This window comes from Brevibacterium sp. 50QC2O2 (assembly GCF_024580675.1).
GTDB classification, from domain to species: Bacteria; Actinomycetota; Actinomycetes; order Actinomycetales; family Brevibacteriaceae; genus Brevibacterium; species Brevibacterium moorei.
Map to the genome: position 1 here is coordinate 126,052 of NZ_JANIJZ010000001.1, position 24,714 is coordinate 150,765.

The window sequence follows — 24,714 nt, forward strand, 5'->3', positions numbered from 1 at the left end:
ACGGTACTACAGTCAATTTCCAACGACTACGTTGGAAAGGTGTTTTATGGTCCCACAACCTGTTCTGGAAACCCCTGCTCTGGAATCCACTCGGAAACGCATAGCTCCGTTCGGGGTGACGTCCACGGTGGTCGCCGTCACGGCGGTCGTGGTGCTCTCACAGCTGTATGGAGCGATCCCGCTCTTCGGGCCGATCGCGAAGACGTTCACCGTCGACACCGGGTCGATCGCGTGGGTGCAGACGGCCTTCGGCATCGCCTATGCGGCCTCGTTCATCGCATGGGGGCCGGTGGTCGACCGGTTCGGGCCGCGCCGCATCATGCTGATCGGGCAGGGCTCGCTCATCATTGCCACGGTCCTGACCTCGTTCGCCCCCTCATTCGCCTGGCTCATCGTCGGGCGGGTGGTGCAAGGAGTGCTGGCAGCGACGTTCGCACCTGCGGCTTTCAGCTACCTCGGGTCGCGCATCGCGCCTGCACAAAGGCCTCTCTCGATCACCGTGTTGACGAGTTCGTTTCTCGCCTCCGCGGTGCTCGGCCAGGTCGCCGCACAGGTGGTGGCGACGGCATTGGACTGGCGCTGGTTCTTCTGGCTGAGCACGCTGGCGCTGGTGCTCACAGCGGTGGCGATCCGGCTGGTGTTCCTGCCAGATCTCACAGCCGTCGGGATGTCCGGTAACCCGGTTGCCGCGTTCGCCCGGCTGTTCAAGCGCGTGCCGGTGGTGTTGCTGCTCGTGGCGACGGTGGTGATCCTCGGGCCGATGATCGCGCTCTACACGGCAGTGGGCAGTTCGGGCCTCGCGACGGGAAACGCCCTACTCGGACTGCGCGCCAGCGCACTGCCTGCGCTGATCTGGGCACCGTTCGGCAACCGGTGGCTTGCACGATTCGCGCCGCACCAGCGGCTGATCAGCGCATTCATCGTCGCAGGGCTTGCGGCCTCGGCCGTCGCCGTGGTCCCAGGCAGCGCGATCGGTACTGGACTCGCGATGTCCGTCGTCGCAGCCTCGGCGGCCGTAGCCGCTCCGGCGATGATCCAGACGCTCGTCGGGTATGCGCCCACACAGGGCGGGTCGCTGACCGCGCTCTACACCTGCTTCCTGTTTCTCGGGGCCAGCATCGCACCCTCCTTCGTCGGTGCGGCCAGCGCGTCGCTGTCCGAGACGGCGATCGCCGCCGGGGCGGTCGCACTCGCCGGGGCTGTGCTCGTTCTGTTCACCCGAATCCGTCCGCACAATCAGGAGAAGAAATCATGACCAAGACGTCCACGATATCCAGGCCCCCGCTACCCGCCGGGTTGGTGATTCCCGAAGACTTCGTCCATACACACGTGCGTCACGAGTTGCACGAGGACATCCCCGTCACTGTCACCCGGCATCAACGCATCCATGATCTTGCCTATGGAGGTGAACATGTCACCACCGTGATCGGCGCCGACAATGGCATTCTCTATGGCTACACTCGCCAGATCGCCACGCGCGCCGAGGGCCGTCTGCCCGATACCGATATGGCCCGCGAGATCGCGTTCGACCTGCTGAATCGCGTGGATGCCGACTACGCGCTAGGGCTGCGCGAACTGTGGATCGACCGGCATGACGAGTCGGTCCTAACCGGCGCCGGAGACCCCGCGACCGTGGCGGGCGTCAAGGTCAAAACCGGTCATGACAACGGTCTCTACACCTGGGTGATCGTGGGTGAGCATGGCCGGGTCATCACCTATGAACGCGACGTGGTCTGGAACAGTGCCGAGTCACGACGTCACACTCATATGTGGCTCCACGATCGATGGATCGCCGCTCATGATGCGGGCGGCCCCGAGCCCGTTCCGCCTTTTGCGCACCTGGCCCGGTAACCGGGCTCATTCCATCGCTGCGCACTCAAGCGGCGTCCCATGAAAATAGAAAGAGGGAAGCATAAAATGCCGATCATCAACATCGATGCCTGGGAAGGCATCAGTGACGACCGAGCGCAGGAACTGCTGACCGAGGTCACCGAGACCGTGCACCGTGTCACAAGCGTCCCCCGTGACAAAATCCTCGTGCTGTTCCACGCCAACCCCGTCAAATACTGGGCGCAGGGTGGTGTCTTTGCCTCCGATCCGGAGTTCCTCGACAAGTCACGTCAATACTGACTCTGGCGCAGTCTCGCTTCAAAGAGGCCTGGCTGACGGCGGCTCTCTCCGATTCCGCGGAGGGGGTCGCCGTGCCCGTGCCCTGTTCTCGTAAGTCTCCTCTGTAAGCTCTGGTATACCTAGTGGTACTTGGGTACCATTGAGTGCAGGTGCAAGCCTGCACTCAACCGTGGAGTTTTACCCGGGAGGTCATCTCATGTCTGCATCAGTAGCTCCCATTAAAGTCGATGCCAAGACCGACCAGCTCATTGGCGACGCCGCCCATTTCCTGAAGCGATCGAAGAAGTCGATCGTGGATGATGCCGTTCGCGAATATATCGCGGCACACCGTGATGAGATCCAGGCCGCGGCCCTTGAATCGCTCAAACTCCTTGATGGGTCGACGAAGCGCTCCGTCTCATTGCTCAGCGGAATGTCGGCTGACGAACTTGATGCGCTAGGCGGATTCGAACAGTCAGCCGAGCGATGACCGAGGGCGTCCGTCCGACAAAACGAGTCCTTGACGCTCTTGATGTGGGTTTTCCACCTCTAACGTCTCCGCTGGAGGAACTTGCTCATCCGCTTGTGTTGCATGCGCAGATGGTGCCGGAGCAGGTTGCCGCCGGTGGGGCGGAACGTATCCGGTCCTTGCAGGATCGCGTATGGTTCAAGGTCAAGACGGAGGCATACCGCGGTGCAGTCGGGGAAGTCGATTCTGATGATCGCGATGCCCCGGTACCCACGGACTTAACCGGATGTGGGACTTCATGGTGGTTGGGCGCAGCTGGCCGTCGTCAGTCGGACTCTCCCCAACGAGACTTTTATGCGAGCTTGTCGGACGAGTGCGTGCGAAGGGGGAAGGAGCTCGGCCAATCCGTCTCGACGAGGCACCTGCTCCCACGTCCTGTCGATTTCAAGCGCTGGGAAGCCGAACGTGTGACGCTGGCGACAACCGCCTTGCAACAAGTCGTGCGTGAGATCGTCGCTCGGGCTGCGCAAACCGGCAAGTGGGCAGTTGCCGAAGCTGATCGACATGAGCTGCGTGCACGGGTCCACGTAGCGGATGGTGAAACGTATCTGGTAATCAGCACGGAGGGGTACCTCGACCCCAAAGTCATCGCGGTCATTCTCGCGGCAGTTCCGGGCGTTCCCGCTGATGATTGGCAGGCCGAACCGGGCAAAGTGTCCGGTGTTGAGCCCGGGCCTGCTCAGATAGTCTTCTCGACGTTGCTGCCTGAAAGCACTCTCGTCCAAGTACTCGATGATATTGACGGGACCTTCCTGTGACAGCACGGTCGTTGGCATATGTTCAAAACGTGTTCAGAAATGTCTGCCGAATCCCGCTCACCCAGTAACGGCACGGGATTCTCCCTCTGACGTTTGGGGTTCAAATCCCCTATCCTCCGCAGTGAGGTTGAAGCCCGGAATCGTTGAGATTCCGGGCTTTTCCCTTGTCTGGACTGGGGGCGCGGGGTGCGTTGTCTGCAATAGACTCGCGATCAACCCCTGGCGTACCAACCCGTCACTACGTCAATGTCAAACTGCAAACGCCTCTTGGAAATAGCTGTTGAGCTGTTGAGTGGCTGGTGTAGGAGGTATGGGACTCCATACGAGCGCAATATCGCGGCTGTAGGTCGTGTCGCCGGTTAGCGGCACCTCGACCACGCCAGGTGTCGGCCGGTCGTTGTGTGGCAGGAGTGCGACGCCGAGGCCGCGGCTGATGAGCTCTCGGATCGTTGCGAACTCGGTGATTTCGATTGAGACGGCTGGTGAGAACCCAAGCTTTTGACACCATGCTTCAGTCAGTGCGCGGAGGTTGTAGCTGGAAGGATTCGCGATGAACGTCTCGCCGTGAAGTTCATCAAGCCGCAACGATACGCGCGTTGCGAGGGGGTGCTCTTGAGGGAGTGCTGCGCAGATGGGCTGGTTATCGATGATGACGTGCTGAAGATCGTTCGGCGGCGGGATCGTGATTGCCAGATCCAGGTCGCCTGATCGTAAGTCGGCCATGAGTGCGGAGCCGTGAGCCTGTTTCAGGTGCAGCCGGATGCCAGGATGATGTCGGTGAAACGCGGCCAGAAGATCAGGTGTTTTTCCTGATCCCATCGTCAACGGGAACCCGAATCGGACCGTACCGTGCTCGGGGTCTGCTGTGCCGGTCGCAGTTCCTACTGCGAGTTCCAACTCGTGCAGTGGGCCACGCACTTGGGCGACGAGTTCACGGGCAACCGGGGTGAGCGTGACAGTACGCCCGCTCCGCAAGATGAGGGGCACGCCAAGCTCGGCTTCGAGGGAGTGGACTCGGCGGCTCATCGAGGATTGCGGGACGCCTAGCGTCGATGCCGCCTGTGTCATGTGGCCGTCTTGCACTACGAGTTCGACCAACGCGCGAAGCTGTGGAGCGAGACGCGGCACCCATTTATCCATATATGGATGCTATCAAGCAAAACATACATTGGACGGAACAGTGGTTGGTCGGTAACTCTGGGATAAGTAGTCAGTCGATCTGAGGTGGGTCAAATGAACACAACCGATCAGTACCGGAGTAAGACAGTGCAAGACGCCGATGTGGTGCTCATCGGGGGCGGTATCATGTCAGCCACGCTGGGGTCGATGCTCGCGGTGCTCGAACCGAGCTGGCGTATCGTCCTGCTGGAAAAGGGTGACGAGCCGGCGACCGAGAGTAGCGGCCCGTGGAACAACGCAGGCACCGGCCATTCGGGATACTGCGAACTCAACTACATGCCGAACCCCGAGGACGGTACCAAGGCAGCCACAATTGCCCAGCAGTTCCACACTAGCCGCGAGTGGTGGTCGTACCTCGCCCGGCATGGTCTTATCGACCCAACTGCATTCATCCATTCGACTCCGCATATGGACGTGGTGTTCGGTTCCCGCGACGTCGAATATCTCCGCCGCAGGCACGCAACCCTCGTGAACGATCCGTTGTTCGCAGACCTCGATTACTCTGAGGATCGAAGCACCATCGCTCAATGGGCACCGCTCGTCATGGCAGGCAGAACCGATGACGAAGAAATCGCAGCTACCAGGCACTCACAGGGCACAGACGTGGACTTCGGTGCACTGACACGCCAGCTCACCGGCCTCATCAACGCGCGCGGCGGCACTGCCCTGTACGGTCACGACGTGCGGGCACTCGACCGTGCAGAAGCGGGTGGCTGGATCGTTTCAGGTAACGGTCCAGGCCGAGCCCGATTCTCGATCAACGCCAAGCACGTGTTCGTCGGAGCTGGTGGTTTCGCGCTCCGCCTCCTGCAACGCGCGAAGCTGCCCGAGGTTCGCGGTTACGCGGTGCTGCCGGTCGGCGCAGCGTTCTACCGCTGCTCTGCCTCTGATGTTGTCGCACAGCATGAAGCGAAGATATACGGACAGGCCGCTATTGGTGCACCGCCCATGTCGGTGCCGCACCTTGATAAGCGGGTCGTGAATGGAGAAGGGCATCTACTCTTCGGCCCCTACGCGACGTTCAGCACCAAGCTCTTGAAGCGCGGAAAGCTCACCGACTTCTTCACCACCCTTCGCTGGCCCAACCTGCACGTCATCGTCGCAGCCGGGCTGCAGAATCTTTCATTGGTGCGCTATCTCATCACCGAGCTTGCTGCCAGCCCACACAAGAAGTTTGCCCAGCTCCAACGCTTCTATCCCGAGGCGAAGTTCTCAGAGTGGGAACTCATCCTCGCGGGTCAGCGCGCCCAGCTCGTAAAACCGGATCGTCGCAAGATCGGCGTGCTGCAGCAGGGCACCGAACTCGTCACCAGTGCCGACAACACCATGTCGGGGCTGCTCGGTGCCTCGCCCGGGGCATCCACCGCCGTACCGATCATGCTCGATCTGCTACGACGGTGCTTCCCCGACTCCTGGGGAGATGCTTGGCATAGCGTTCTCAGTGAAGCGATCCCGAGCATCACGAGGGAGACCTGGGATGCAGCAACTGTTTCGGCTACGACTGACTGTACGGAGAAGGCCCTCGGACTCTGAATCCTGTCCCGCTGAGCATTGGCGTTCTTGTAGTTATTGCACTTGGGAGGACGGAACAAGTGCTCAGTCGCTCGCAACTTAAGGTGCCCGTCCAAGAACCAGTCGGGGTAGATCGTCGTAGTCTGTGCTCATGGCGCACACTTCCCTCCGTTGAGCATTTCCACTCAGGCAAGAAGAGTGTCCTCAACCGATGTTGTGCCTCCGCCAGTAGCGTCCTTATTCGCCAAAGCGGTCCTGGACATCCGGCATCATGCGTGCAGTCGGCGTCTTGAGCGACATTATGAGGGTCGCAGTCCGCGATGGTCGTATCCCGCACAATCCCGCTGAGGCGAAGTTGTTGACGCTGCCGACGAAGCCCCGGCACGGGAAGGTGGGGGGCTCGTCGGTACCTGACAGCTGCGGAAGTACTGAAGCTGGCCGAGGCTTCATACGCGGACCTGGCGATCGTAGTGTAGCTGGCCGCTGTGGTGGGCCTCAGATTTTCTGAAATCAACGGCCTGCAACCTGGTGACATCGACCCGGAAAAGTGCCGTATCCGAGTAGTGCGTGCGTGGACCCAGGACGAGACTGGCGCTTGGCATCTGGGGAGCCGAAGCACGGCAAGAGGCGCACAGTGCCGGTGCCGCGGTTCCTGGTCCCTGTGCTGGAGACGCAGAAAGAGGACAAAGCCGACGGCGACCGGCTCATCAAGCGCCGCGATGACAGTGACAAACCGCTGCCGTGCCCCGGCAAGGCGAACGGAAGGGGTGAGGCCAGCTGGCTGGAACGCGGCCTCGAAAAGGCAGAGGTAGCTCGGCTGACGGTCCACGATCTCCGGCACACTGCCGCCAGCCTGGCAGTGCAGGGAGCGAACGTGAAGGCATTGAGCCGGATGCTGGGCCATGCGGACGCAGCAATGACCCTGAATGTGTATGCCGATCTTTTCGACTCGGACCTAGATGACGTCGCCTCCCGGCTGGACCAGGCGTTCATCAGGTAGAACACGCGGCACGTTGGAGCGTTCGTCGTTCGCCGAACGGCAGACGTCCCCTCGCCTAGAATTGGAGGCAATACGACAGGCTCGCTTCTCTAAATGAGACGTGGGTCTGTTCTCTTTTGGCCGATAGCCTCTGCTAGAACGTGTTGCACCAGTACCGGCTTGCCTCTTCGAGGTCAGGGGCGGTCTTCTTTTTCAACGACGTCTGTGCTAGTTTTGGGATAACAAGACCGGTTCCGCTGCCCGCTTCGGTGGGAGTCCAGGGCCGGTCCTCGTTTTTCTTCCAAAGTGGTGACGATGGCGGACGCCAAGCAGTTCAAGACATATACGCAGCAGATTGCACTTCTTGAACAGCGTGGCATGACCGTCGAAGACCCGCCATCTGCTGTAGCGTTGTTGCGTCAGCTGAACTACTACCGTCTTTCCGGCTACTGGCATCCCATGCGGCGCTTCGATTCTGGAACTGGGCAGAGCCTCGACGTGTTTCGGCCGGGTGCGTCATTTGAGCTTGTCCACCAGTTGTACTTGTTCGACGAGCAACTCCGAAATGTTGTTTCTGGTGAACTCGCACGAATCGAACTGGCCGTTCGTGCGCTACTCGGGCATGCACTGGGTGCGATAGATCCCTTCCTCCACTTGAAACCAGAACTGCTTGGAGCCCCTGCTCGCCAGGTCGTCTCGAAGCGGGGAGATACTCGCTACGAGGTTTGGCTGAAGAAATACGAAGCAGCGCTGAGAGCATCGCGTGAAGATTTCGTTGCGCACCATAAGAAGAAGTATGGTGGCAAACTCCCGATCTGGGCGGCTGTCGAGGTGATGGACTGGGGCACCCTTTCACACCTCTACGGTATGGCGCCCGGGTGTGCACGCAACCCGGTCGCTGACGCGTGCGGGCTGAGAGCACCGCAACTTGAGTCATGGTTGAAGTCACTGAACATTTTGAGGAACTACGCTGCGCACCATGCGCGGCTGTTCAACCGTGTCTTCGACATCAAACCGAGATTCAGCAGCGATCCACGGCTGGCTGTGGCGAAGGGTAGCGAGAATCGCGTTTTCACGCAGCTCACCTTGATTCAGTACCTACACCATGAGCTGAAGCTGTCGGCCGCCACCTCGTTACCGGCCTTGTTGACGACGTATCCAGAGAACGGGGTCGTTCCGTTCAAACGAATCGGGGCGCCCGAAGGATGGCAGCAGTCTGCCCTTTGGTCGGCGCGCTGACGCTGAACAGATGTGTGGGGAATGTGTGGGTATGGCACATTTTGGTGCTTGCCAAGCCCTGCTTCCCCAGCAACGGCGCGGATCTCACCAACAGAACCCTGGGGTTCAAATCCCCCATCCTCCGCCGAATGGGAAGCCTCTTGCCTTCACGGCCACGACCGGGAAGCGGAATGTGTGGATCGGCTCGTCAGTCCCTGCGCTTCGCCCGGGAGGAGAGAATCCAGACGAGTCCCAAAATGGCCGAGGCCACTCCGACGGCCACGAGGACCAGCCACGAGTACGTGTTCATGAAGTTGCTCGGATTCACCACGGTGTTCCGATCCGGATTGGCGGGATCGTAGTAGACGGTCATCTGCACGCCTGCGGTGTGGTCGTTGCCGCATTGCCCACTGTCGGAGCCCGAGCCCTTGACCTTGGCATCGTCGTCACCCCGGCTGCCGGCGCGCTCCGGGATGAACTGGTAGGTGAAGTTGCACGTGTAACGGGTGTCGCACTTGGAATGGCCGCTGCCGCTACAGCTCGATTCCCGATCCTCGGAGGCGCCGGGAGCAAGTGTCGCAGTGCCGGTTTCCGTCATGTGCGCTCGGGCATCGACGCCGGTGTGGTGAACATACAGCCCGAACACGATCGCCACGACCGCGACCACCAGGGCTACGATCCCGTTGAACCGGTCTTTGCTGCGGGCCCGGGCCGCCATCTGTTCTGAGAAATCAAAATTGGGCGGCACAGGCACTTCCACGTGTGAAATCCGGGAACCTTGTCGGAAACATCATGAGCGAAACATATCAAAGTTCTCGATCCGTGTACGGGCGGCCTGCACGGGATGTGTCTGCACATGCCGGAGGGCCCTCCCTCCGGCATGTGCAGAAGCCCCGGACCCGGACACCGGAGCGCGTTACTTCTCCAAGGCCCCGTCCTCTGTCCGGGTGGTGGCCTTGTCCGCAGAGACGGTCGCGTCCTCGGCCGCAGCGGACCCGGGATCCGCCGGCACGGTCGGCGGGGTGACGACCGACTTGACCGCGTACGCGTGCGAATAGCCCAGGAACGACATGTGGCTTTCGTAGCGGTCCAACACATCGTCGATGATCTGCTGCCGGCCCAGGCCCATCAGGTCGTAGCCCTCGGAACCGGTCTGGGTGAACACCTCCAGGCGGTAGTAGACGTCGTCACCGCGCGGAGCATTGCGTGCGCCGAACGCCGGCGTGTGTGCTTCGACTGGGGCGACGCGGTAGCTGAAATCGCGGTGCTCGCCCATATCAACCGACAGTGTGTCCGTTGCGATGCCGGACTCCTGGTCGATCCCCTGCTCCAGATTCGTCGTGTAGCCCAGCCGGCGGAATTCGGCGGCGACGGACTGCAGCGCCGGCTGCACGACCTCGGCGACGAATTTCCGGACCTCGCGTTCCGATGGATGCGACCGGAACCGGGCCAGCCGTTGTCGCCAGGTCTTCTCCGGCGTGGGTCCGCCGTCGGTGGCGATCGCGTGGTGTCGGCGGGTCCGGCCCTCGCGTTCGGCGTTCTCCATGCGCAGGACCTTGGAGAACGAGGCCATGACGAGATAGGCGATCACCGTCACCGGCAGTGCGAAGATGAGCGTCGCGTACTCCATCGTCGTCACTCCGCCGGCCACGAGCATGGCGATGGTCAGGACCGCGGTGAGCAGCGCCCAGAAGATGCGCAGCCACTTCTTGCCGTCATCGGCGGGATTGGGGATGGAGGAGCTGAAGTTCGACATCACCATGGCACCCGAATTGGCGCTCGTCAGGTAGAACAACAGGCCGGACAGCGTGGCCAGGCCGATCAGGAACGGAGCACCCGGGAACGTCTCCAACAGCGCGTACCACCCACGTTCCGGGGAATCGATGGCAAGTCCGGCGAAGCCCTTGTCGCCGTCGAACACCTTGGACAGGGCCGAGTTGCCGAAGATCGACACGATGATGAAGTCGCACAGGACCGGGGCGGTGATGGCTGCGATCACGAATTCGCGCAGGGTCCGGCCGCGGGAGATCCGGGCCAGGAAGAGACCCACGAACGGCCCCCAGGCCAGCCAGAACGCCCAGAAGAACAGGGTCCACGCGCCCATCCACTCCGAGCCGTTGCCCACATAGGCCAGGGTCGACAGAGTGCGTTCCGGCAGGGTGAAGACGAATCGGCCCACGTTCTCGACGAAGGCATTGAGCAGGAATGCCGTCTTGCCGGTGACCAGGATGTAGAGCATCATCGCCGCACAGGCCCAGAGGTTGAGCTCGGAGACCAAGCGGATGCCCTTGTCCACACCGGAGGTGCAGGCGGCCACGGTCATCACCACCGCCACGATGACCAATGCGATCTGCAGCGCCAGGCCCTCCGGCAGGCCGAACAGGAAGGAGAAGCCCACGTTGAGCAGGACCACGCCGATGCCCATGGAGGTGGCCACGCCGAAGACGGTTCCGATCAGTGTGACGATGTCGATCGCATCGCCTGCGGCTCCGCGCACTCGCTTGCCCAACAACGGGTACAGCACAGCGCGGATGGACAGCGGCATGCCCCAGCGGTACGCGAAGTAGCCCATGGCCATGCCCAGCAGGGAGTACATGGACCAGCCGGCGATGCCGTAGTGGAACATGGTCCACACCACGGCGTCCTGTGCGGCGGCCGCGGATTCCGGAGTGGCTCCGGCCGGCTGCATGTACTGGCTGATGGGTCCTGAGACGGAGAAGAACAACATGTCGATGCCGACGCCCGCGGAGAACAGCATCGCTACCCAGGTGAAGAGTTTGTACTGGGGCCTCGAGTGGTCCGGCCCCAACCGCAGACTGCCGGATTTGGACAGGGCGACCCACAGGACGAAGCCGATGACGACGGTGACGGTGAGGACGTAATACCAGCCGAGGTTCTGGGCGATCCAGTCGACAACCGACTTCATTGTCGTTTGCGCACTGTCCGGCGCTGCGAACGCCCAGATGGAGAATGCCACGATGACGGCGGATGAGATGAGGAAGACTTTCCAGTTCACACGCGAGCCGCCGCTCGCCGGATCGGGGGCCAGATCCGCAGGCCCGCGCTTCATTTCAGTGCTGGAGATGGGAGGGCGCATCTTGGGGTCAGCGTCTTTGCTGCGCCTGCTGCTCCGTGCGGTTCCGCCGAACTGCTGGCGTTCCACTAATGGTTCCGTTGGTTTCTGAGGATTCGGGTCTTTCACGCAGTGCCTTCGGTAGGGGACAATGTACCTTGAGGCCTTTCTCAGGAAAGGACACCAAGTTAGCTTATATGCTCAGGGTTTTCCCCGGTTTGTCAGCCTTGCCTTCAAGGAGGCTTGAGGGTAAGTCCGGGCGGGACATCCGAGGGTATTCGCCATATGCGGGCGGCTTCGGAATCTTAAGCTGCGCTGTGGGAATCGGAGACGGCCCGAAGTACCGCGGCTGCCTCGGTGGCATCGTCGATGGTGACCACGATGCGGCTGCCGGTGTGCCGCACGACCTCCAAGCCCGGACCCTTGCGCAGCACGAACCCCATCGCGCGTCCGGCGCCGAATCTCCAGCCCCAGCCGCCGAATTGGGCGAACGGATCCACCTCGACGACGCGCACCTCGGCGACCTTTTCAGGGGGAATGTGGACTCGGGGGATACCGATGAGAGATCGCACGGTGATGCCGCCTCGCCCGATCACCACGCGGAACGTCAGACAGCTGGCACTGGCCAGAATCACGATTAAGAGGGTCGGACCGGTGATCCACAGGGTGGAGCGATCGACGACGATCCCATACACGGCTGCTCCTGCGGCCAGCAGGGCCCCCAGCCCCAGGATGATGAGGGGGCCTTTGCCCATCCGCGCCGTGCCGGTCCACATCACGCGCTCGCCCGAGGTCAAAGGGAAAGAGTGCTCATTCGGGCTGGCCACCCCGCTTGCAGCTCTGTCGCCGTTCGCTCCCTGCTCGGAGGCACCCTTGGCGGTGGTCCGTAGAACCAGCCAGACGGCGATGCCCAGCAGGGCCGCTACCCCGGTGGCGACGAGGATCGACGGGTCCACGGACCCTGCCTGGCGGGCATCGGCCAGGCCACGTTGCATGGCTACGCTCCAGCACATGGTGGTGCTCATGAACGCGGCCATGGCCAGGTTGAATGCCGACAACCAGGTTCCTGTCTGCGAGCCGGGGGATCTGCGCTCAGCCCCGTAAGCGACTGCGCCCATCACCACTGCCATGCCACCGCCGATAGCCAAGAGTACGGCTAAGTACGTTGAAGGTGGCCCAAACCCATCTGGTTCGGGGCCGTTGCTCCAATGGGTGGCTGCCGGGTTGGGCAGTTCGGGCAACCACAACCAGATCATGAAGGCACCCACCGCGATCAGTAGGACCGGCAGGATGAGTCCAATCCACAGGACGACGATGCGCTGTCGTCGAACTGCGGGGGCGGTTGATGCAGGCCGATTCGAATCGGGTCGGTTCCCGCTGAGCAGAGTCATGATCGGTTCTCCTCCTGTGTTCCCGTAATGAGTGCCGCCAGGGTTTCGCGGGAGATCCCGAGGGACTTCGCGCGGGCCACCAGATCGCTCACGTCCATTGACAGTTCCACCAGGGACGCCGCCTGTGGGGTGACTATGGCACCGCGGGCGCGCCGGAGCTCCAAGAGCCCCTCATCTCGCAATTGCTGGTAGGCGCGCAAGACGGTATGGACATTGACGTTGAGAGCTTGGGCCGTTTCCCGGGCACTGGGCAGTCTGTCGCCCGGGGTCAGGGACCCGCCGACGATATCCGCGCGAACGGAATCGGCGATCTGATTGTGCAGTGATCGGGCGTCGCCCACGTCTACCCGGATGAGCATGGGGCCTCCTCATTGATTAGCCGGTGTGTGCTCCCCACCGAAATGAATCTTTGTTCTAGTGTAACTAGAACAATCAATGTTGCACCGGATACCGGCGCGGCCGTGTGAGCAGATCATGCGCACAGGGTTTGATCAGGCCGGGTTCTTAGGGTGTGCGCATGTCGAAACTCGCAGCATCGCCATTGGACCCACGTGCCCGTGCCGTGGCAGACAGACTCCACGCCCGCAGCCGCCGACAGCTCGGCACGTCCTTGCTTCCACAGCTGGTGAGCAGTGTGCGCAGCAGGATCAAGAACGGCTCATGGGACAACACACAGACGGATGACGGCAAGCGGTTTCTGTCCGACAAGCTCGTGGCCCTCGACCCGGAGAAGGCCGCACTGTGTTACCTCCTGTGTCGCTCGCTGGGCGCTGTGCGCGTGGTGGAGGCCGGGACCTCGTTCGGGGTATCGACGATTTATCTGGCCGCAGCGGTCCGTGACAATGCAGCGGTCCGTGACAATGCGGCAGCTTCGGGAGGTGTCTTAGGCGACGGTGTGGAGCCCCTCGTCATCGGCACCGAACACGAACCGGCCAAGGCCGCCGCGGCGCACCGCACTCTGCGGGCCGCGGGCGTGGACGGTTATGTCGACATCCTGCAGGGCGACCTGCGGGAGACCTTGCAGGACATCGCAGGGCCGATCGACTTCATGCTCGTCGACATCTGGATCCCCATGGCACGCCCGGCGCTGGAACTCGTCACGCCCCATCTTCGGCCCGGCGCCCTCGTCGTCTGCGACAACGTGCTCAGCGGGTATTCCGAGTACGCCGATTACCTGGCATTCGTGCGCGACCCGGACGGGCCGTTCACCTCGGTGACGATTCCGGGCCAGGGCGGCATGGAGGTGTCGATGCGTCGCCGGTGAAATCCACGACCCGCCCACCTTCCCGCCCTCTTCTCCGCCCTCCTTTCCGAATGAACAGGGGCCACGGCGTACAGTTGCGGCGTGAACAACGCCCAGACTCATGATCAGGCCCGCGTGGAGACTCCCCGGGCCCGCAGATTCCAAAGCCGAATCGCACTCCTGGCGGGAGCCGGGATGTTCATCGATGGATTCGACGTCTCCGTCATCGCCGTCGCCCTGCCCGGGCTGACCTCGGCCTGGCACATCACCAGCGGCCTCGTATCGGGCTTGGTGGCCAGTTCGGTGGTCGTCGGCATGTTCTTCGGAATGATGTTCGGCGGCCGGCTCGTCGACTACTTCGGGCGTCGCAAGATGTACATGTTCGACCTGGTGGGCTTCGTCGTCTTCGCGCTCGTCGCGGCAGTGACACAGGAAGCCTGGCAGCTCATCGCCGCGCGCTTCCTGCTGGGTCTGTTCATCGGCGCCGACTATCCGATCAGCTCCTCGACGACCGCCGAGTTCACCACCCCCGCCCGCCGCGGCCGGCTCATCATCTTCATGTCACTGCTGTGGCAGCTGGGTGCCTTCACCGCCTACGTCACCGGCATTCTCCTGATGCCGGTGGGTGCCAATGCCTGGCGCTGGATGCTCTTCGTGGGTGCGGTATTGGCCGTCATCGTGATCGTCTTCCGGCACAACATGCCGGAATCGCCGCGCTGGCTGCGCACCCAGAACCGCGATGAAGAGGCCGATGCGATCGAGCGTGAGATGTGGGAGAAGCACGACCTGGTCATCGACTCCCGCGCCATGACCGCAGCAGAGCACAACGCCGCCGCCGAGGCCGCACACGGCGCCGCCGGCCAGGCACGGGCCGCGGGATCCGGGCGCTGGCGCGAACTGTTCAGCGCCCGCAGCATCAGGGCGACGGTGTTCTGCTCGGTGTTCTGGTTCGCCTTCGCCGTGTCGTTCTACGGCATCCAGATGTACACCCCGACGATTCTCGATCCGTTCACGAACGGGAAGCCCGCGCTGGCCTTCCTGGGCGCTGCGCTGATCGCGGCCCTGGGCGTGCTGGGCGCCGGCATCGGTATGGTCACCGTCGAACGGTGGGGCAGGCGCCGCCAGATCATCTGGTGCTTCGTCGGCATGGCGATCGCCCTGGTGATCCTGGCGGTGTGGCAGCAGCCCACCCTGGCCCTGCTGATCGTGCTGCTGGCTGTGACGATCCTGCTGGCGAACCTGGGGCCCGGTGTGCTCAATATGGTCTACCCGAACGAAATGTTCCCCACGCGGCTGCGCGGAACCGGCGTCGGCTTCGCCGGTTCGGCCAGCCGTGTCGGTTCGATCCTCGGCGTCCTGGTGTTCCCCATTCTGGTGAGCGCCTGGGGCATGGCCAATGCCACCTGGCTGTTCGCCGCGGTCGCCATCTTCGGCTTGGTGGTCTCGATCTTCCTGGCCCCGGAGACCAAGGGCCGCAGCATGGACGAACTCGAGGACCTGGCCGGCAACGGCTGGCGGGACGAGGACGGGGCGCGTGTGTTCTACGGCCCCTACCGCACAGGGAAGAAGTGAACGATGGTCACCGATTTCTTCGCCACCACGGTCGACGACTGGGACGATCCCTCGGGAAAGCTGCACGCCTATCTGGTGCCGGATTCCGCGACCCGGGACCGTCTGTGCCCTGCCCTGGGCCGGCTTGCCGATCTGCCCTTCCTGGCGCTGCAGCCACTGGATGCGCTGCACGCGACCGTACAGCGGTTCGGGTTCTCGGCCGATGAGTTGGGCGACGCCGGCCTGGCGGCCCTGGAACGCACTGCGGGCGAGGCGGCCGCCGCGCTTGCGCCGGTGACGCTGGAATTCGCAGGGCCCTCGGTGACCCGGGATTCCGTCCTGGTGCCGGCCGGCCCCGACACCGTGTGGGAGGCCCTGGTGGCCTCCGTGCGCGCAGCGGCGGGCGAGGCCCTGGGCCGGGAAGCAACGCACTACGCACCTCCGTGGGGCCCGCATCTGACACTGGCCTATGCGACCGCCACCGGGGACGATGCGCAGATCACCGGCAGGCTGGAGCGGGACCCCGCGGTGACCTCGGCGCTGGGCACCGTGACCTTTTCGCATATCCACTGGTGCGCGGTCCACCAGAACCGGGCACAGGGCACGTACACCTTCGATACCCTGTTCGCCACGCCCCTTGGTTCGTAGCGCCAGTCCGAGGCGGACCGGCCGCCCGCCGGTCGGACGCGGGGGAGCACAATAATCCTGTGCTGAAAATCAAACCCCTCCTCACAGCTGCCACCTCGTTCACGATGGCGGCAGCACTGGTGCTCAGTGGCCTCGGCGTCCCCGCCGCCCAGGCGAAGGCGAAGACCCACTACTGCACCGGGATCGAAAAGGACAAGAAGGTCACGGCCAAGAAGGTCATCGAGGTCCGCCACCAGAAGAAGTCGGGCAAGAAGTCCAAGCGGGACGACTCCCTGGTCTACCTGTGCCACAAGTCGGGCAAGCGCTATATCCGGGACTACGGCGGCTGGCACGCCAACACCGGCTACGGCGGGATGAGCGCGAAGAAGGTCGAGGGAGACGGCAAGACCCCCATCGGCGTGTTCACCATGGGCAATGCCTTCGGCGTGAATAAGCGTCCCGGCCAGTGGAAGAAGGGCGCGAAGAAATACACGAAGGTCACCAAGGATCATGTGTGGGTCGACGGCCGGGGCAAACGCAAGGGCTACAACACGATGCAGCGCAAATCCAAGGGCTATAAGGGCGAATCCCTCTATGTGAAGCCGGCCTATCGGTATGCCCAGGTCATCGGATACAACCCGAAGAATACGAAGAACAAGGGCTCGGGCATCTTCCTGCACGTCCACACCGGTTCCGGTACGACCGCCGGCTGTGTGTCCATCAGCAAGGCCAGGGTGCTCACGACCTACAAGTGGCAGGGCAAGGACAGGACCCAGATCAAGATCCACTGAACAAGGATCCACTGAATATGACGCCGGGCCATGGGCACCAGATCGTCGCAGATTAAACTAGCTGACCGTGTGACCAGGTAATGCACTCGAGCGGCGAGAGGATTCGACAGCATGGCGGACAGGGAAGCCCGGACCCCACAGGGGACGGGCGCCGCGAGCGCGGCGGCCACTGATCGGGGAGCGCCGAAGCTCGGCGCCAGGATGATCACCGGAGGCCTCATCGGCACCGTGGTCGAATGGTACGACTGGTTCTGTTATGGACTCCTGGTCAGTGTCTTCGCCCCTTTGATCTTCCCCTCCGACAGCGCGATCGCGTCGATTCTGCAGGCCTTCGCCGTCTATGCGGTGGGCTTCCTGATCCGGCCCCTGGGCGCGCTCATCCTGTCCCCGCTGGGCGATAAACTGGGCCGCCGTTGGCTCATGGCCTGGTCCATCGTGACGATGGGCATCGCCTCGCTCATCATCGCGGTACTGCCGACCTTCGACGCGGTCGGCCTGTGGTCCCCGGTCATCCTGCTGGTGGCCAGGCTGCTGCAGGGCCTGTCCGCGGCGGGGGAATTCCAATCCGGCTCCAGCTATCTGCTGGAGAACGCCCCGCGGGGCAAGCGCGGGATGCTCTCGGGCCTGTTCAACGCGGCGGCCGGTGTCGCGATCCTGTTGGCGACCGTTTCGGCCAATCTGGTCACCAGCCTGATTTCGGACCCCGCTCTTTCGGCCTGGGGCTGGCGCCTGCCTTTCGTACTGGGTGCGGTCCTGTCGGCATTCGGCCTGTGGGTGCGCTTCGGCGTACCGGAATCGCATGCGTTCACGGAGATCGCCGAGGAGCAGAAGGTCGCTCCGACCCCGATGCGCACGGTGGTGCGCACGTACCCGATGCGGCTGCTGCAGATCGCGGCGGCCCAGTTCGTGTGCGTGCCCTACTACCTGTGGTCCACGTTCATCCCGACCTATGCGAATCTGGTCAGCGGGATCCCCCTGTCCAAGGCCCTGATGGGCAATTCGCTGGGCCTGGTGCTCTACCTCATCGCCCTGCCCACTGCGGGCCGGCTGGCCGATCGATACGGGCGCAAGCCGTTGCTGTTCATCGGCTCGATCGGCCTGGTCATCATGGTCTACCCGTGCTTCCTGCTGTTGCACAATCCGTCGTTCGGCGCCTATCTGGCGGCGAACATCATCGGTTGGCTGCTGCTGTCCACGATCGAGGCCCTGACGCCGGCGATCGGCGTCGAACTGCTGCCCCCGCGGGTCCGCGTGTCGGGGATCGGCTTCTCCTATCAGCTGGTCACCGCGGTGTTGGGCGGCACCGCACCGCTGCTGGCCTCCTGGTTCATCTCGATCGGTCATCCGACGTTCATCGCCGGCTACGTCGTCCTCATCATGGCCGTCACCGCGCTGATCTTCCTGACCATGCCGGAGACCAAGGACGCGGTGGTCGACCACGATCCGGATGCTGTGCCCGAGGCCGCAGCAGACAAGGAGCACCCCGTTGACTGAGGACACTCCGGTTTCCACCCCGGCTTCCCCTGTGGCTCCCGCACCGGTATCCGCGAAACGGATCCGCGTGGGCATCGACGTGGGCGGCACGTTCACCGACTTCGTCGCCGTCGTGGACGATCCCGTGGCGGCCCCGGCGACGTCCACCGCCGCCCTGGCCGCTGGGCCGGACGTCCCCGCATCCCAGCGGATTCAGGTCAAGGAGCCGAGCACACCCGACGATCCCTCCCTGGCGGTGATCCGGGGACTGACGCGGCTGTTGGAACAGCTGGATGCGCGTCCTGCGGACATCGTGAGCATCGTCCACGGCACGACCATCGGACTCAACGCGGTGATCCAGCGCAAGGGCGCCCGCGTGGGCCTGGTGGTCAGCTCGGGCCACCGTGACATCCTCGAACTGGGACGCCGTCTGCCCAAGGAATACGATCTGCGCCAGCCCCGTCTGCATCCGCTGGTGCCACGGAACAACGTCTTCGAAATCGAGGCACGGCAGGACGCAGCCGGCCGGATCACGGCTGAACCCACAGATGAGGAATTGGTTCGGGTCGCCCAGGCGATCAGGGCCCGCGACCTGTCGGCCGTGGCGATCGTCGTGCTGGGCAGCTATCGCGCCCCGGAGTTCGAAGCGCGCATCGCCGAACGCCTGGCCGAACTCCTCCCGGACACCCCGATCAGCACCTCGGCGGGCGTGTGGCCGGAGATCCGCGAATACAACCGGGCCTCGGCCACTGCGCTGAACATGTACATCACCCCGCTGATGCGCGGCTACCTGGACGAACTCCAGCGCCGCCTGGCGCGGCTGGGCACCACCGCCCCGCTGTACATCACGGCGAACAACGGGGGAGCGATCGGGGTGTCCACCGCGCGCAGCCGCCCCGTGGACACGGTGCTGTCCGGACCGGCCTCCGGCGTGGCCGCGAGCCTGCACCTGGCGGAGGACAACGGCATCGCCCAGATGGTGTCCTTCGATATGGGCGGGACCAGCAGCGATATCGCCGTGGGAGTCGGCGGTGCCGCTGAGGTCACGACCCGCAGCGAGGTCGGCGGTGTCCCGCTCATCCTGCCGGTCATCGCCGTGAGCGCGATTGGCGCCGGCGGCGGTTCGATCGCCGGAGTCGACGCATCCGGAGGCCTGCACGTGGGTCCCGAGTCCGCCGGAGCCGTGCCGGGGCCCGCCGCATACGGACTGGGCAATCGGGAGCCGACGATCACCGACGCGTACCTGGCCTCGGGCATCCTGGCCGCGGATAAACCGCTGGGCGGGCGCCAGACGCTGGATCCGGAGCTGTCGCGGGCGGCCCTGGAACGGCTGGCACCGGCGCTGGGGCACACCGGCCCGCGGGCGGCCGAGGCCGCGGCCGCCGACGTCGTGGCCGTCGCCTCGGCGGATATGGCGGCCGGCCTGCAGAAGGTCCTGGCCCGCGGCGGCTACGAGGCCGCAGAATTCACCCTCGTCCCCTACGGCGGCGCGGGGCCGACCCATGCCGCACTATTGGCCGAGGAGGTCGGGATCGGGACCGTGATCGTCCCACTGACCGCCGGCACCTACTGCGCCCTGGGCGCGGTGGAATCCGAGCTGCGGCGCGACTACCTGCGTGGGATCGCGGCGCCGCTGACCGAGGAGTCGGTCCGGCGCGCAGACGACCTCCTCGCCGAACTCGACGCCGAGGGCCTGCACTGGGTCGCATCCGAATCCAGTTCCGCGGCAGAACGCGCCCGCGTGCTGCTGCGCCTGGAGATGCGCTATGCGGGCCAGGCTTTCAGCCTGGAACTGCCCGTCACGGCGTCCGATCTGCCCCTGGACGTCGCGGCCCTGACCGAGGAGTTCCACAGGCTGCACGAACAGGAGTTCGGGCACCGCGATCTGCACGCTCCCATCCACATCATCGCGGCCAAGGCCACGGCCACCGGCGGGGCGCCGGAGCGCAGTCATCCGGAACCCGCCCGTGCTGCGGCGCCGGCAGTGCGCCCCACCCGCCGGATCGTGCTCGGCGGGGTGGCCCACGAGGCCTCCGTGCTGACCGCGGCGGACCTCGGCGCGGGCCTGCACGTGACCGGCCCCGCGGTATTCGACCTGCCGAATACGACGGTCCTGGTCCCGCCGGGCTGGCGGGCGGGGCTCGGCCTGGGATCGACGCTGCGCCTGGATCGGGAGGAACGATGACGAAGGAGATGGAGACATTGACCGACGAGCCGCTGAACCCCGTCGTCCTCTCCGCTATCGCGGCCCGTCTGCCGGCGATCGCGGTGGAGATGGGCTTCACCCTCAAACGCACCAGCCGCTCCCTCTACGTCAAGGACGGCGAGGACTTCTGCGCCGCCGTGGTCGGGGTGGACGGCCTGGTGCTCGGCGCGCCGGACACCGTCGGATCCACCCTGTTGACCCTGGTGGACGTGACGGCGGCCATCGAGGCGGTGGGCGGCCTGGGGCCCGGTGATGTGCTCATCACGAACGACTCCTTCACCTCCGGTGCGCTCTCCAGTCATTTGGCGGACATCCACGTGGTCCAGCCGTACTACTGCGAGGACACCCTGGTGGGCTACGGCTGGGCGTTCATCCACTCCTCCGATGTGGGTGGCCGGGTGCCCAGCAGCATTTCCCCGCTGAACACGGATGTGTTCCAGGAGGGTCTGCAGATCCCGCCGGTGAAGTTCGTCAAGAACGGTGAGATCGACCCGGAGATCGAACGGATTATGCGGCAGAACTCCCGCACCCCGGACGCCAACTCATCGGATATCCGCGCGATGCTCGCGGCCCTGCGCCACGGGCAGCAGGCGGTGGCCGGGCTGGTCGACAAGTACGGCCTCGGCGCTTATCTGGCCGCGGGCGGGCAGATCCTGCAGCGCAGCGCCGAGAAGTCCCGCGCGCTGGCCCGGAAACTGCCCGCCGGACCGTTCGAGTTCAGCGACTTCCTCGACGACGACGGGCTGACACCCTACCCCGTGCGGTTCAAGGTGCGGGTGGGCGTGCGCGCGGACGGGGACTTCGATATCGACTTCACGGGCACCGACCCGCAGGTCGCCTCGGCCTTCAACATCGCCACGGCCGGCCGGTCGAATCCGATGACCACCGGGCGGATCCGCTCGACCCTGTCGACCCTGGATCCGGACTTCCCCACCGATGGCGGCCAGCTGCGGGCCCTGCACGTCACCGAGCCCGTCGGCACGGTGGTCCACGCCCAACGCCCCGCCGCGGTGGGTGCCAGGCACGTCTCGGGGGTGCGCCTGTCCGATGTGCTGGGCGGGGCCCTGTTCCAGGCCGCGCCGGGGGTGCTGCCGGCCGCCGGCAGTGGCGTGGTGGTGCCCGTGGTGGTGGCCGAGCGCACCGCCGCGGGCTACGGTTCGCAGGTCGCCATGACCCTCTACGGGGGCTTCGGCGCGGCCGAGGGGCTGGACGGACACGATGGCCGCGACAACAGCTACAGCATCGTCCAGCCGTCCCCGGTCGAGGCGACCGAGGCCGCGCTGGACGTGGACGTGGTCCGTTACGGGTTGCGCTGCGATTCCGGCGGAGCCGGGCGGTACCGCGGCGGTGCCGGCCTGGAGTTCGTGCTGCGCATCAAGGCCGACCACACCCGGGTGCTGGCCCGCGGCCTCGACCGGTTCGTGTTCCGCCCCTGGGGTGTGTTGGGCGGTCGGCCCGGCCTGCCCATGGAGGTGCTGGTGGACGCCGGCACCCGGGAGGAACGGCGCCTGCAGAAGTTCGACTTCCTGGAACTTCGCGCCGGCCAGACCGTCACCTTCCGCACTCCCGGCGGAGGTGGCTACGGTTCCGCGCTGCAGCGGCCGATCGCCGATGTGGCCCACGATGTGGAGCTGGGGCTGGTCTCGGTGGCCGCGGCCAGGGCCGAATACGGTGTGGTTCTGGACGTGGACGGGGTGACCGGCCTGGTCACCGTCGACGAGGACACGACCGCGCAGTGCCGTGATGAGGCCGGTCGGGCGAATGCTGCAGCGCAACCGGCCGGGGCCCCGGCCGCGGATGAAGGTGCGGCTCTGATTGGGGGCGCGGACGGCGGTGCAGTTGAGCTGTTCGACTTCGGGCCCGAGCGCCGCGCCTGGGATACGGTGTTCCCGTCTGCCTGGTACGACGATTTCAACCGGACGTTGATGGAGCTGCCCGTCGAACTCCGGCGGAGCGAACGCGCACGGGTGTTCGCCCGGGCACTGGCCGGCCTGCCCGAGGGCTTCCCCCGCATTCCGGCCGAACCCGCGGCGCTGCAGGCCGCGGCCGCTGAGGCCAGGGCCGGCCTGGCGGAGCTCACGGAGCTGCGGAGCGCGTAGCGGGCCCGGCGGGCCGACAAGTTTGGACTGTTCATTTCAGATTGGACCGGACGTCCGGTCCAATCTGAAATGAACAGTCCAAACCCGTTGTGGGTGGGGTTGTGGGGGGGCTGCTATGGTGGTGCGCATGAAGATGAATGACACGGATGAGGTCTCCAGGACCCGCTGAGGCCTGCACGGTCGTCGACCACCCTTCATCATCTCCACCCGGACCTGCCGCGTTGTACCGCGCTCGCCGGGAGAAACGCGAGCATCTTCATGCCAACCCATCATTCACACACCCCCGCCAAGCCCTCCATCACCCTGGTCGATCTGAGCTTCGACTGGCCCGACGGCACCCCGGCGCTGACCGGCCTGTCCGGCACCTTCACCCCCGGCCGCACCGGCCTGGTGGGGCGCAACGGCTCCGGCAAATCCACACTGCTGCGCCTGATCGCCGGCCTCCTGCAGCCCACGGGCGGCCATATCGACACGGTCGGCGAGGTCGGTTATCTGCCGCAGACCCTGACCCTGGAGGCCACGACCACCATCGCGGATCTGCTGGGCGTGGCCGGAACCGTGGCGGCCCTGCGCGCGATCGAAGCCGGGGACGTGGCCCAGGAACACTTCGATGCGGTGGGCGACGACTGGGACATCGAGGCCCGCGCCGCCGCTGCCCTGGAGCGGATCGGCCTGCCCGGCATCGAACTGGACCGCCGGGTCGTCGAACTCTCCGGTGGCGAGGCCATGCTCACCGCCGTGACGGGCCTGCGGCTGCGCGGCACCCCCATCACCCTGCTCGATGAGCCGACGAACAATCTGGACCGCGCCGCCCGCGCCCGCCTGTCCGGACTGATCGACGACTGGCCCGGCACCCTGGTGGTCGTCAGCCACGACCTCGAACTGCTCGAACGCATGGACGTCACGGCCGAACTGCACGACGGTCGGCTGGAGACCTTCGGCGGACCCTACAGTGCCTGGCGCGCCCACCTGGAGAACGAACAGGCAGCGGCAGAGCAGGCCGCCCGGACCGCCGACCAAGCGCTCAAGGTGGAGAAGCGCCAGCAGATCGAATCCCAGACCAAGCTGGCCCGTCGCGAGCGCACCGGTCGGAGGGCCCAGCGCGAGGGCGGCCTGCCGAAGATCGTGGCGGGGACTCTGGCGCGTAAGGCGCAGAATTCCGCGGCGGGTCTGCGCGCCGTGCACGAGGACAAGGTGCGGTCAGCGCAGGCCGCCGTCGATGCCGCCGACGCCCGAGTGCGCGAGGACGAACACATCCGTCTGGATCTGCCGGATCCGGCGGTGCCGCGCTCGCGCCGTCTGCTGGAATTGACGGACGGGGTCACCGAGGTCGTGCTGCAGGGGCCGGAGCGCCTGGCCCTGGTCGGCGGGAACGGCACAGGTAAGTCGACTTTGGTCGCCCGCCTGCTGGCCGGTACGGCAGCGGATCCGGCGCAGGGGGAGGCCGCAGGAGCCTCGGCAGGCGGAATCGGACGCCGCGGTGGCGAAGCACCCAGCCGTCCCGGCGGTCGGCTGTTGACCGAGCGGGTGGGCTACCTGCCGCAGCGCCTCGACGGGCTCGACGATGAGGCGAGCGCGATGGACAATGTCAGGGCGGTGGCCCCCGATCTGCCCGCCGGCGAGGTCCGCAACCGTCTGGCGCGCCTGCTGTTGCGCGGGGATACGGTGGACCGCCCGGTGTCCACCCTGTCCGGCGGCGAGCGCTTCCGCGTGTGCATCGCCCGCCTGCTGTTGGCCGATCCGCCTGCGCAGCTGCTGATCCTGGACGAGCCGACGAACAATCTGGACATCGCCAGCGTCGAACAGCTGGCCGAGGCGCTCGACGCCTATCGCGGCGCGCTGCTGGTGATCAGCCACGACCATCCGTTCCTGCGCCGGATCGGCATCGATGCGGTGGTCGAGCTCGATGCGGTCGGCCGGCTGCACCGCAGGGCCGAGCTGCCGGACTGACCGGACCGAGCCGGGGCTCGCACTAT

The 24,714-nt window shown here is 64.9% G+C and carries 21 protein-coding genes; 16 read left to right on the forward strand and 5 right to left on the reverse strand.

Going from position 1 to position 24,714, the window contains the following annotated elements; translation table 11 throughout:
- Window positions 1-127: 127 nt before the first annotated feature.
- The 5 genes from NQ038_RS00545 (at window position 128) to NQ038_RS00565 (ending at window position 3,396) form a co-directional block, all read left to right on the forward strand.
- The gene (locus NQ038_RS00545; protein ID WP_257061409.1) at window positions 128-1,255 is read left to right on the forward strand and encodes an MFS transporter; all 1,128 of its coding nucleotides are present in this window, start codon (window positions 128-130) and stop codon (window positions 1,253-1,255) included.
- The gene (locus tag NQ038_RS00550) at window positions 1,252-1,851 is read left to right on the forward strand and encodes a hypothetical protein (RefSeq protein ID WP_257061410.1); all 600 of its coding nucleotides are present in this window, start codon (window positions 1,252-1,254) and stop codon (window positions 1,849-1,851) included. Before NQ038_RS00545 ends, NQ038_RS00550 begins: the two co-directional genes overlap by 4 nt.
- A gap of 66 nt (window positions 1,852-1,917) precedes the next feature.
- Entirely contained in the window at window positions 1,918-2,130 is a 213-nt protein-coding gene (locus NQ038_RS00555) for a tautomerase family protein (protein WP_257061411.1), read from the forward strand.
- Between the two features lie 196 nt (window positions 2,131-2,326).
- Window positions 2,327-2,599, forward strand: coding sequence for a hypothetical protein (locus NQ038_RS00560; RefSeq protein WP_257061412.1), 273 nt, complete (start codon window positions 2,327-2,329; stop codon window positions 2,597-2,599).
- 446 nt (window positions 2,600-3,045) lie between these two features.
- On the forward strand, window positions 3,046-3,396 hold the full coding sequence (locus tag NQ038_RS00565; RefSeq protein WP_257061413.1) for a hypothetical protein: 351 nt from the start codon (window positions 3,046-3,048) through the stop codon (window positions 3,394-3,396).
- A 249-nt stretch (window positions 3,397-3,645) separates the two neighbouring features.
- On the opposite strand, the gene NQ038_RS00570 is transcribed toward NQ038_RS00565, so the two are convergent.
- Window positions 3,646-4,536 (reverse strand): LysR family transcriptional regulator, encoded by an 891-nt coding sequence (locus NQ038_RS00570; protein WP_257061415.1) that lies wholly within the window; start codon window positions 4,534-4,536, stop codon window positions 3,646-3,648.
- Window positions 4,537-4,629: 93 nt separating this feature from the next.
- Here NQ038_RS00570 and mqo point away from each other — a divergent pair, with 93 nt between their 5' ends.
- The 3 genes from mqo to NQ038_RS00585 all read left to right on the forward strand — a co-directional run bounded on the left by mqo (window position 4,630) and on the right by NQ038_RS00585 (window position 8,305).
- Window positions 4,630-6,108, forward strand: a complete 1,479-nt coding sequence (mqo, locus tag NQ038_RS00575) for a malate dehydrogenase (quinone) (RefSeq protein WP_257061416.1) — start codon at window positions 4,630-4,632, stop codon at window positions 6,106-6,108.
- A gap of 550 nt (window positions 6,109-6,658) precedes the next feature.
- Window positions 6,659-7,087 (forward strand): tyrosine-type recombinase/integrase, encoded by a 429-nt coding sequence (locus NQ038_RS00580; RefSeq protein ID WP_257061417.1) that lies wholly within the window; start codon window positions 6,659-6,661, stop codon window positions 7,085-7,087.
- A 294-nt stretch (window positions 7,088-7,381) separates the two neighbouring features.
- Window positions 7,382-8,305 (forward strand): Abi family protein, encoded by a 924-nt coding sequence (locus tag NQ038_RS00585; RefSeq protein WP_257061419.1) that lies wholly within the window; start codon window positions 7,382-7,384, stop codon window positions 8,303-8,305.
- Between the two features lie 187 nt (window positions 8,306-8,492).
- Here the strand turns inward: NQ038_RS00585 and NQ038_RS00590 are convergent, their stop codons facing one another.
- The 4 genes from NQ038_RS00590 to NQ038_RS00605 all read right to left on the reverse strand — a co-directional run bounded on the left by NQ038_RS00590 (window position 8,493) and on the right by NQ038_RS00605 (window position 13,107).
- Window positions 8,493-9,044 (reverse strand): DUF3592 domain-containing protein, encoded by a 552-nt coding sequence (locus tag NQ038_RS00590; RefSeq protein WP_257061420.1) that lies wholly within the window; start codon window positions 9,042-9,044, stop codon window positions 8,493-8,495.
- Window positions 9,045-9,200: 156 nt separating this feature from the next.
- Window positions 9,201-11,354 carry a choline BCCT transporter BetT gene (betT, locus tag NQ038_RS00595; protein WP_257061422.1) on the reverse strand — a complete coding sequence of 718 codons (2,154 nt, stop codon included), beginning with the start codon at window positions 11,352-11,354 and terminating at the stop codon, window positions 9,201-9,203.
- Window positions 11,355-11,662: 308 nt separating this feature from the next.
- Complete coding sequence (locus NQ038_RS00600) at window positions 11,663-12,748, reverse strand: DUF1648 domain-containing protein (protein WP_257061423.1); 1,086 nt, start codon at window positions 12,746-12,748, stop codon at window positions 11,663-11,665.
- The gene (locus tag NQ038_RS00605) at window positions 12,745-13,107 is read right to left on the reverse strand and encodes a GntR family transcriptional regulator (protein ID WP_257061424.1); all 363 of its coding nucleotides are present in this window, start codon (window positions 13,105-13,107) and stop codon (window positions 12,745-12,747) included. Before NQ038_RS00605 ends, NQ038_RS00600 begins: the two co-directional genes overlap by 4 nt.
- Before the next feature lie 158 nt (window positions 13,108-13,265).
- Between NQ038_RS00605 and NQ038_RS00610 the strand changes: the two genes are divergently transcribed.
- From NQ038_RS00610 to NQ038_RS00645, 8 genes are all read left to right on the forward strand, one after another.
- Window positions 13,266-14,012 (forward strand): O-methyltransferase, encoded by a 747-nt coding sequence (locus NQ038_RS00610; RefSeq protein WP_257048894.1) that lies wholly within the window; start codon window positions 13,266-13,268, stop codon window positions 14,010-14,012.
- Window positions 14,013-14,093: 81 nt separating this feature from the next.
- Window positions 14,094-15,563 (forward strand): sugar porter family MFS transporter, encoded by a 1,470-nt coding sequence (locus tag NQ038_RS00615; RefSeq protein ID WP_257061426.1) that lies wholly within the window; start codon window positions 14,094-14,096, stop codon window positions 15,561-15,563.
- Window positions 15,564-15,566: 3 nt separating this feature from the next.
- Window positions 15,567-16,190, forward strand: coding sequence for a 2'-5' RNA ligase family protein (locus NQ038_RS00620; protein WP_257061427.1), 624 nt, complete (start codon window positions 15,567-15,569; stop codon window positions 16,188-16,190).
- 59 nt (window positions 16,191-16,249) lie between these two features.
- Entirely contained in the window at window positions 16,250-16,960 is a 711-nt protein-coding gene (locus NQ038_RS00625) for a L,D-transpeptidase family protein (protein WP_257061428.1), read from the forward strand.
- A 111-nt stretch (window positions 16,961-17,071) separates the two neighbouring features.
- Window positions 17,072-18,454 (forward strand): MFS transporter, encoded by a 1,383-nt coding sequence (locus NQ038_RS00630; RefSeq protein WP_257048898.1) that lies wholly within the window; start codon window positions 17,072-17,074, stop codon window positions 18,452-18,454.
- On the forward strand, window positions 18,447-20,618 hold the full coding sequence (locus NQ038_RS00635) for a hydantoinase/oxoprolinase family protein (RefSeq protein WP_257048899.1): 2,172 nt from the start codon (window positions 18,447-18,449) through the stop codon (window positions 20,616-20,618). Before NQ038_RS00630 ends, NQ038_RS00635 begins: the two co-directional genes overlap by 8 nt.
- Complete coding sequence (locus NQ038_RS00640) at window positions 20,615-22,738, forward strand: hydantoinase B/oxoprolinase family protein (RefSeq protein ID WP_257061430.1); 2,124 nt, start codon at window positions 20,615-20,617, stop codon at window positions 22,736-22,738. Before NQ038_RS00635 ends, NQ038_RS00640 begins: the two co-directional genes overlap by 4 nt.
- A 258-nt stretch (window positions 22,739-22,996) precedes the next feature.
- Entirely contained in the window at window positions 22,997-24,688 is a 1,692-nt protein-coding gene (locus NQ038_RS00645) for an ATP-binding cassette domain-containing protein (RefSeq protein WP_257061432.1), read from the forward strand.
- Window positions 24,689-24,714: the final 26 nt, after the last annotated feature.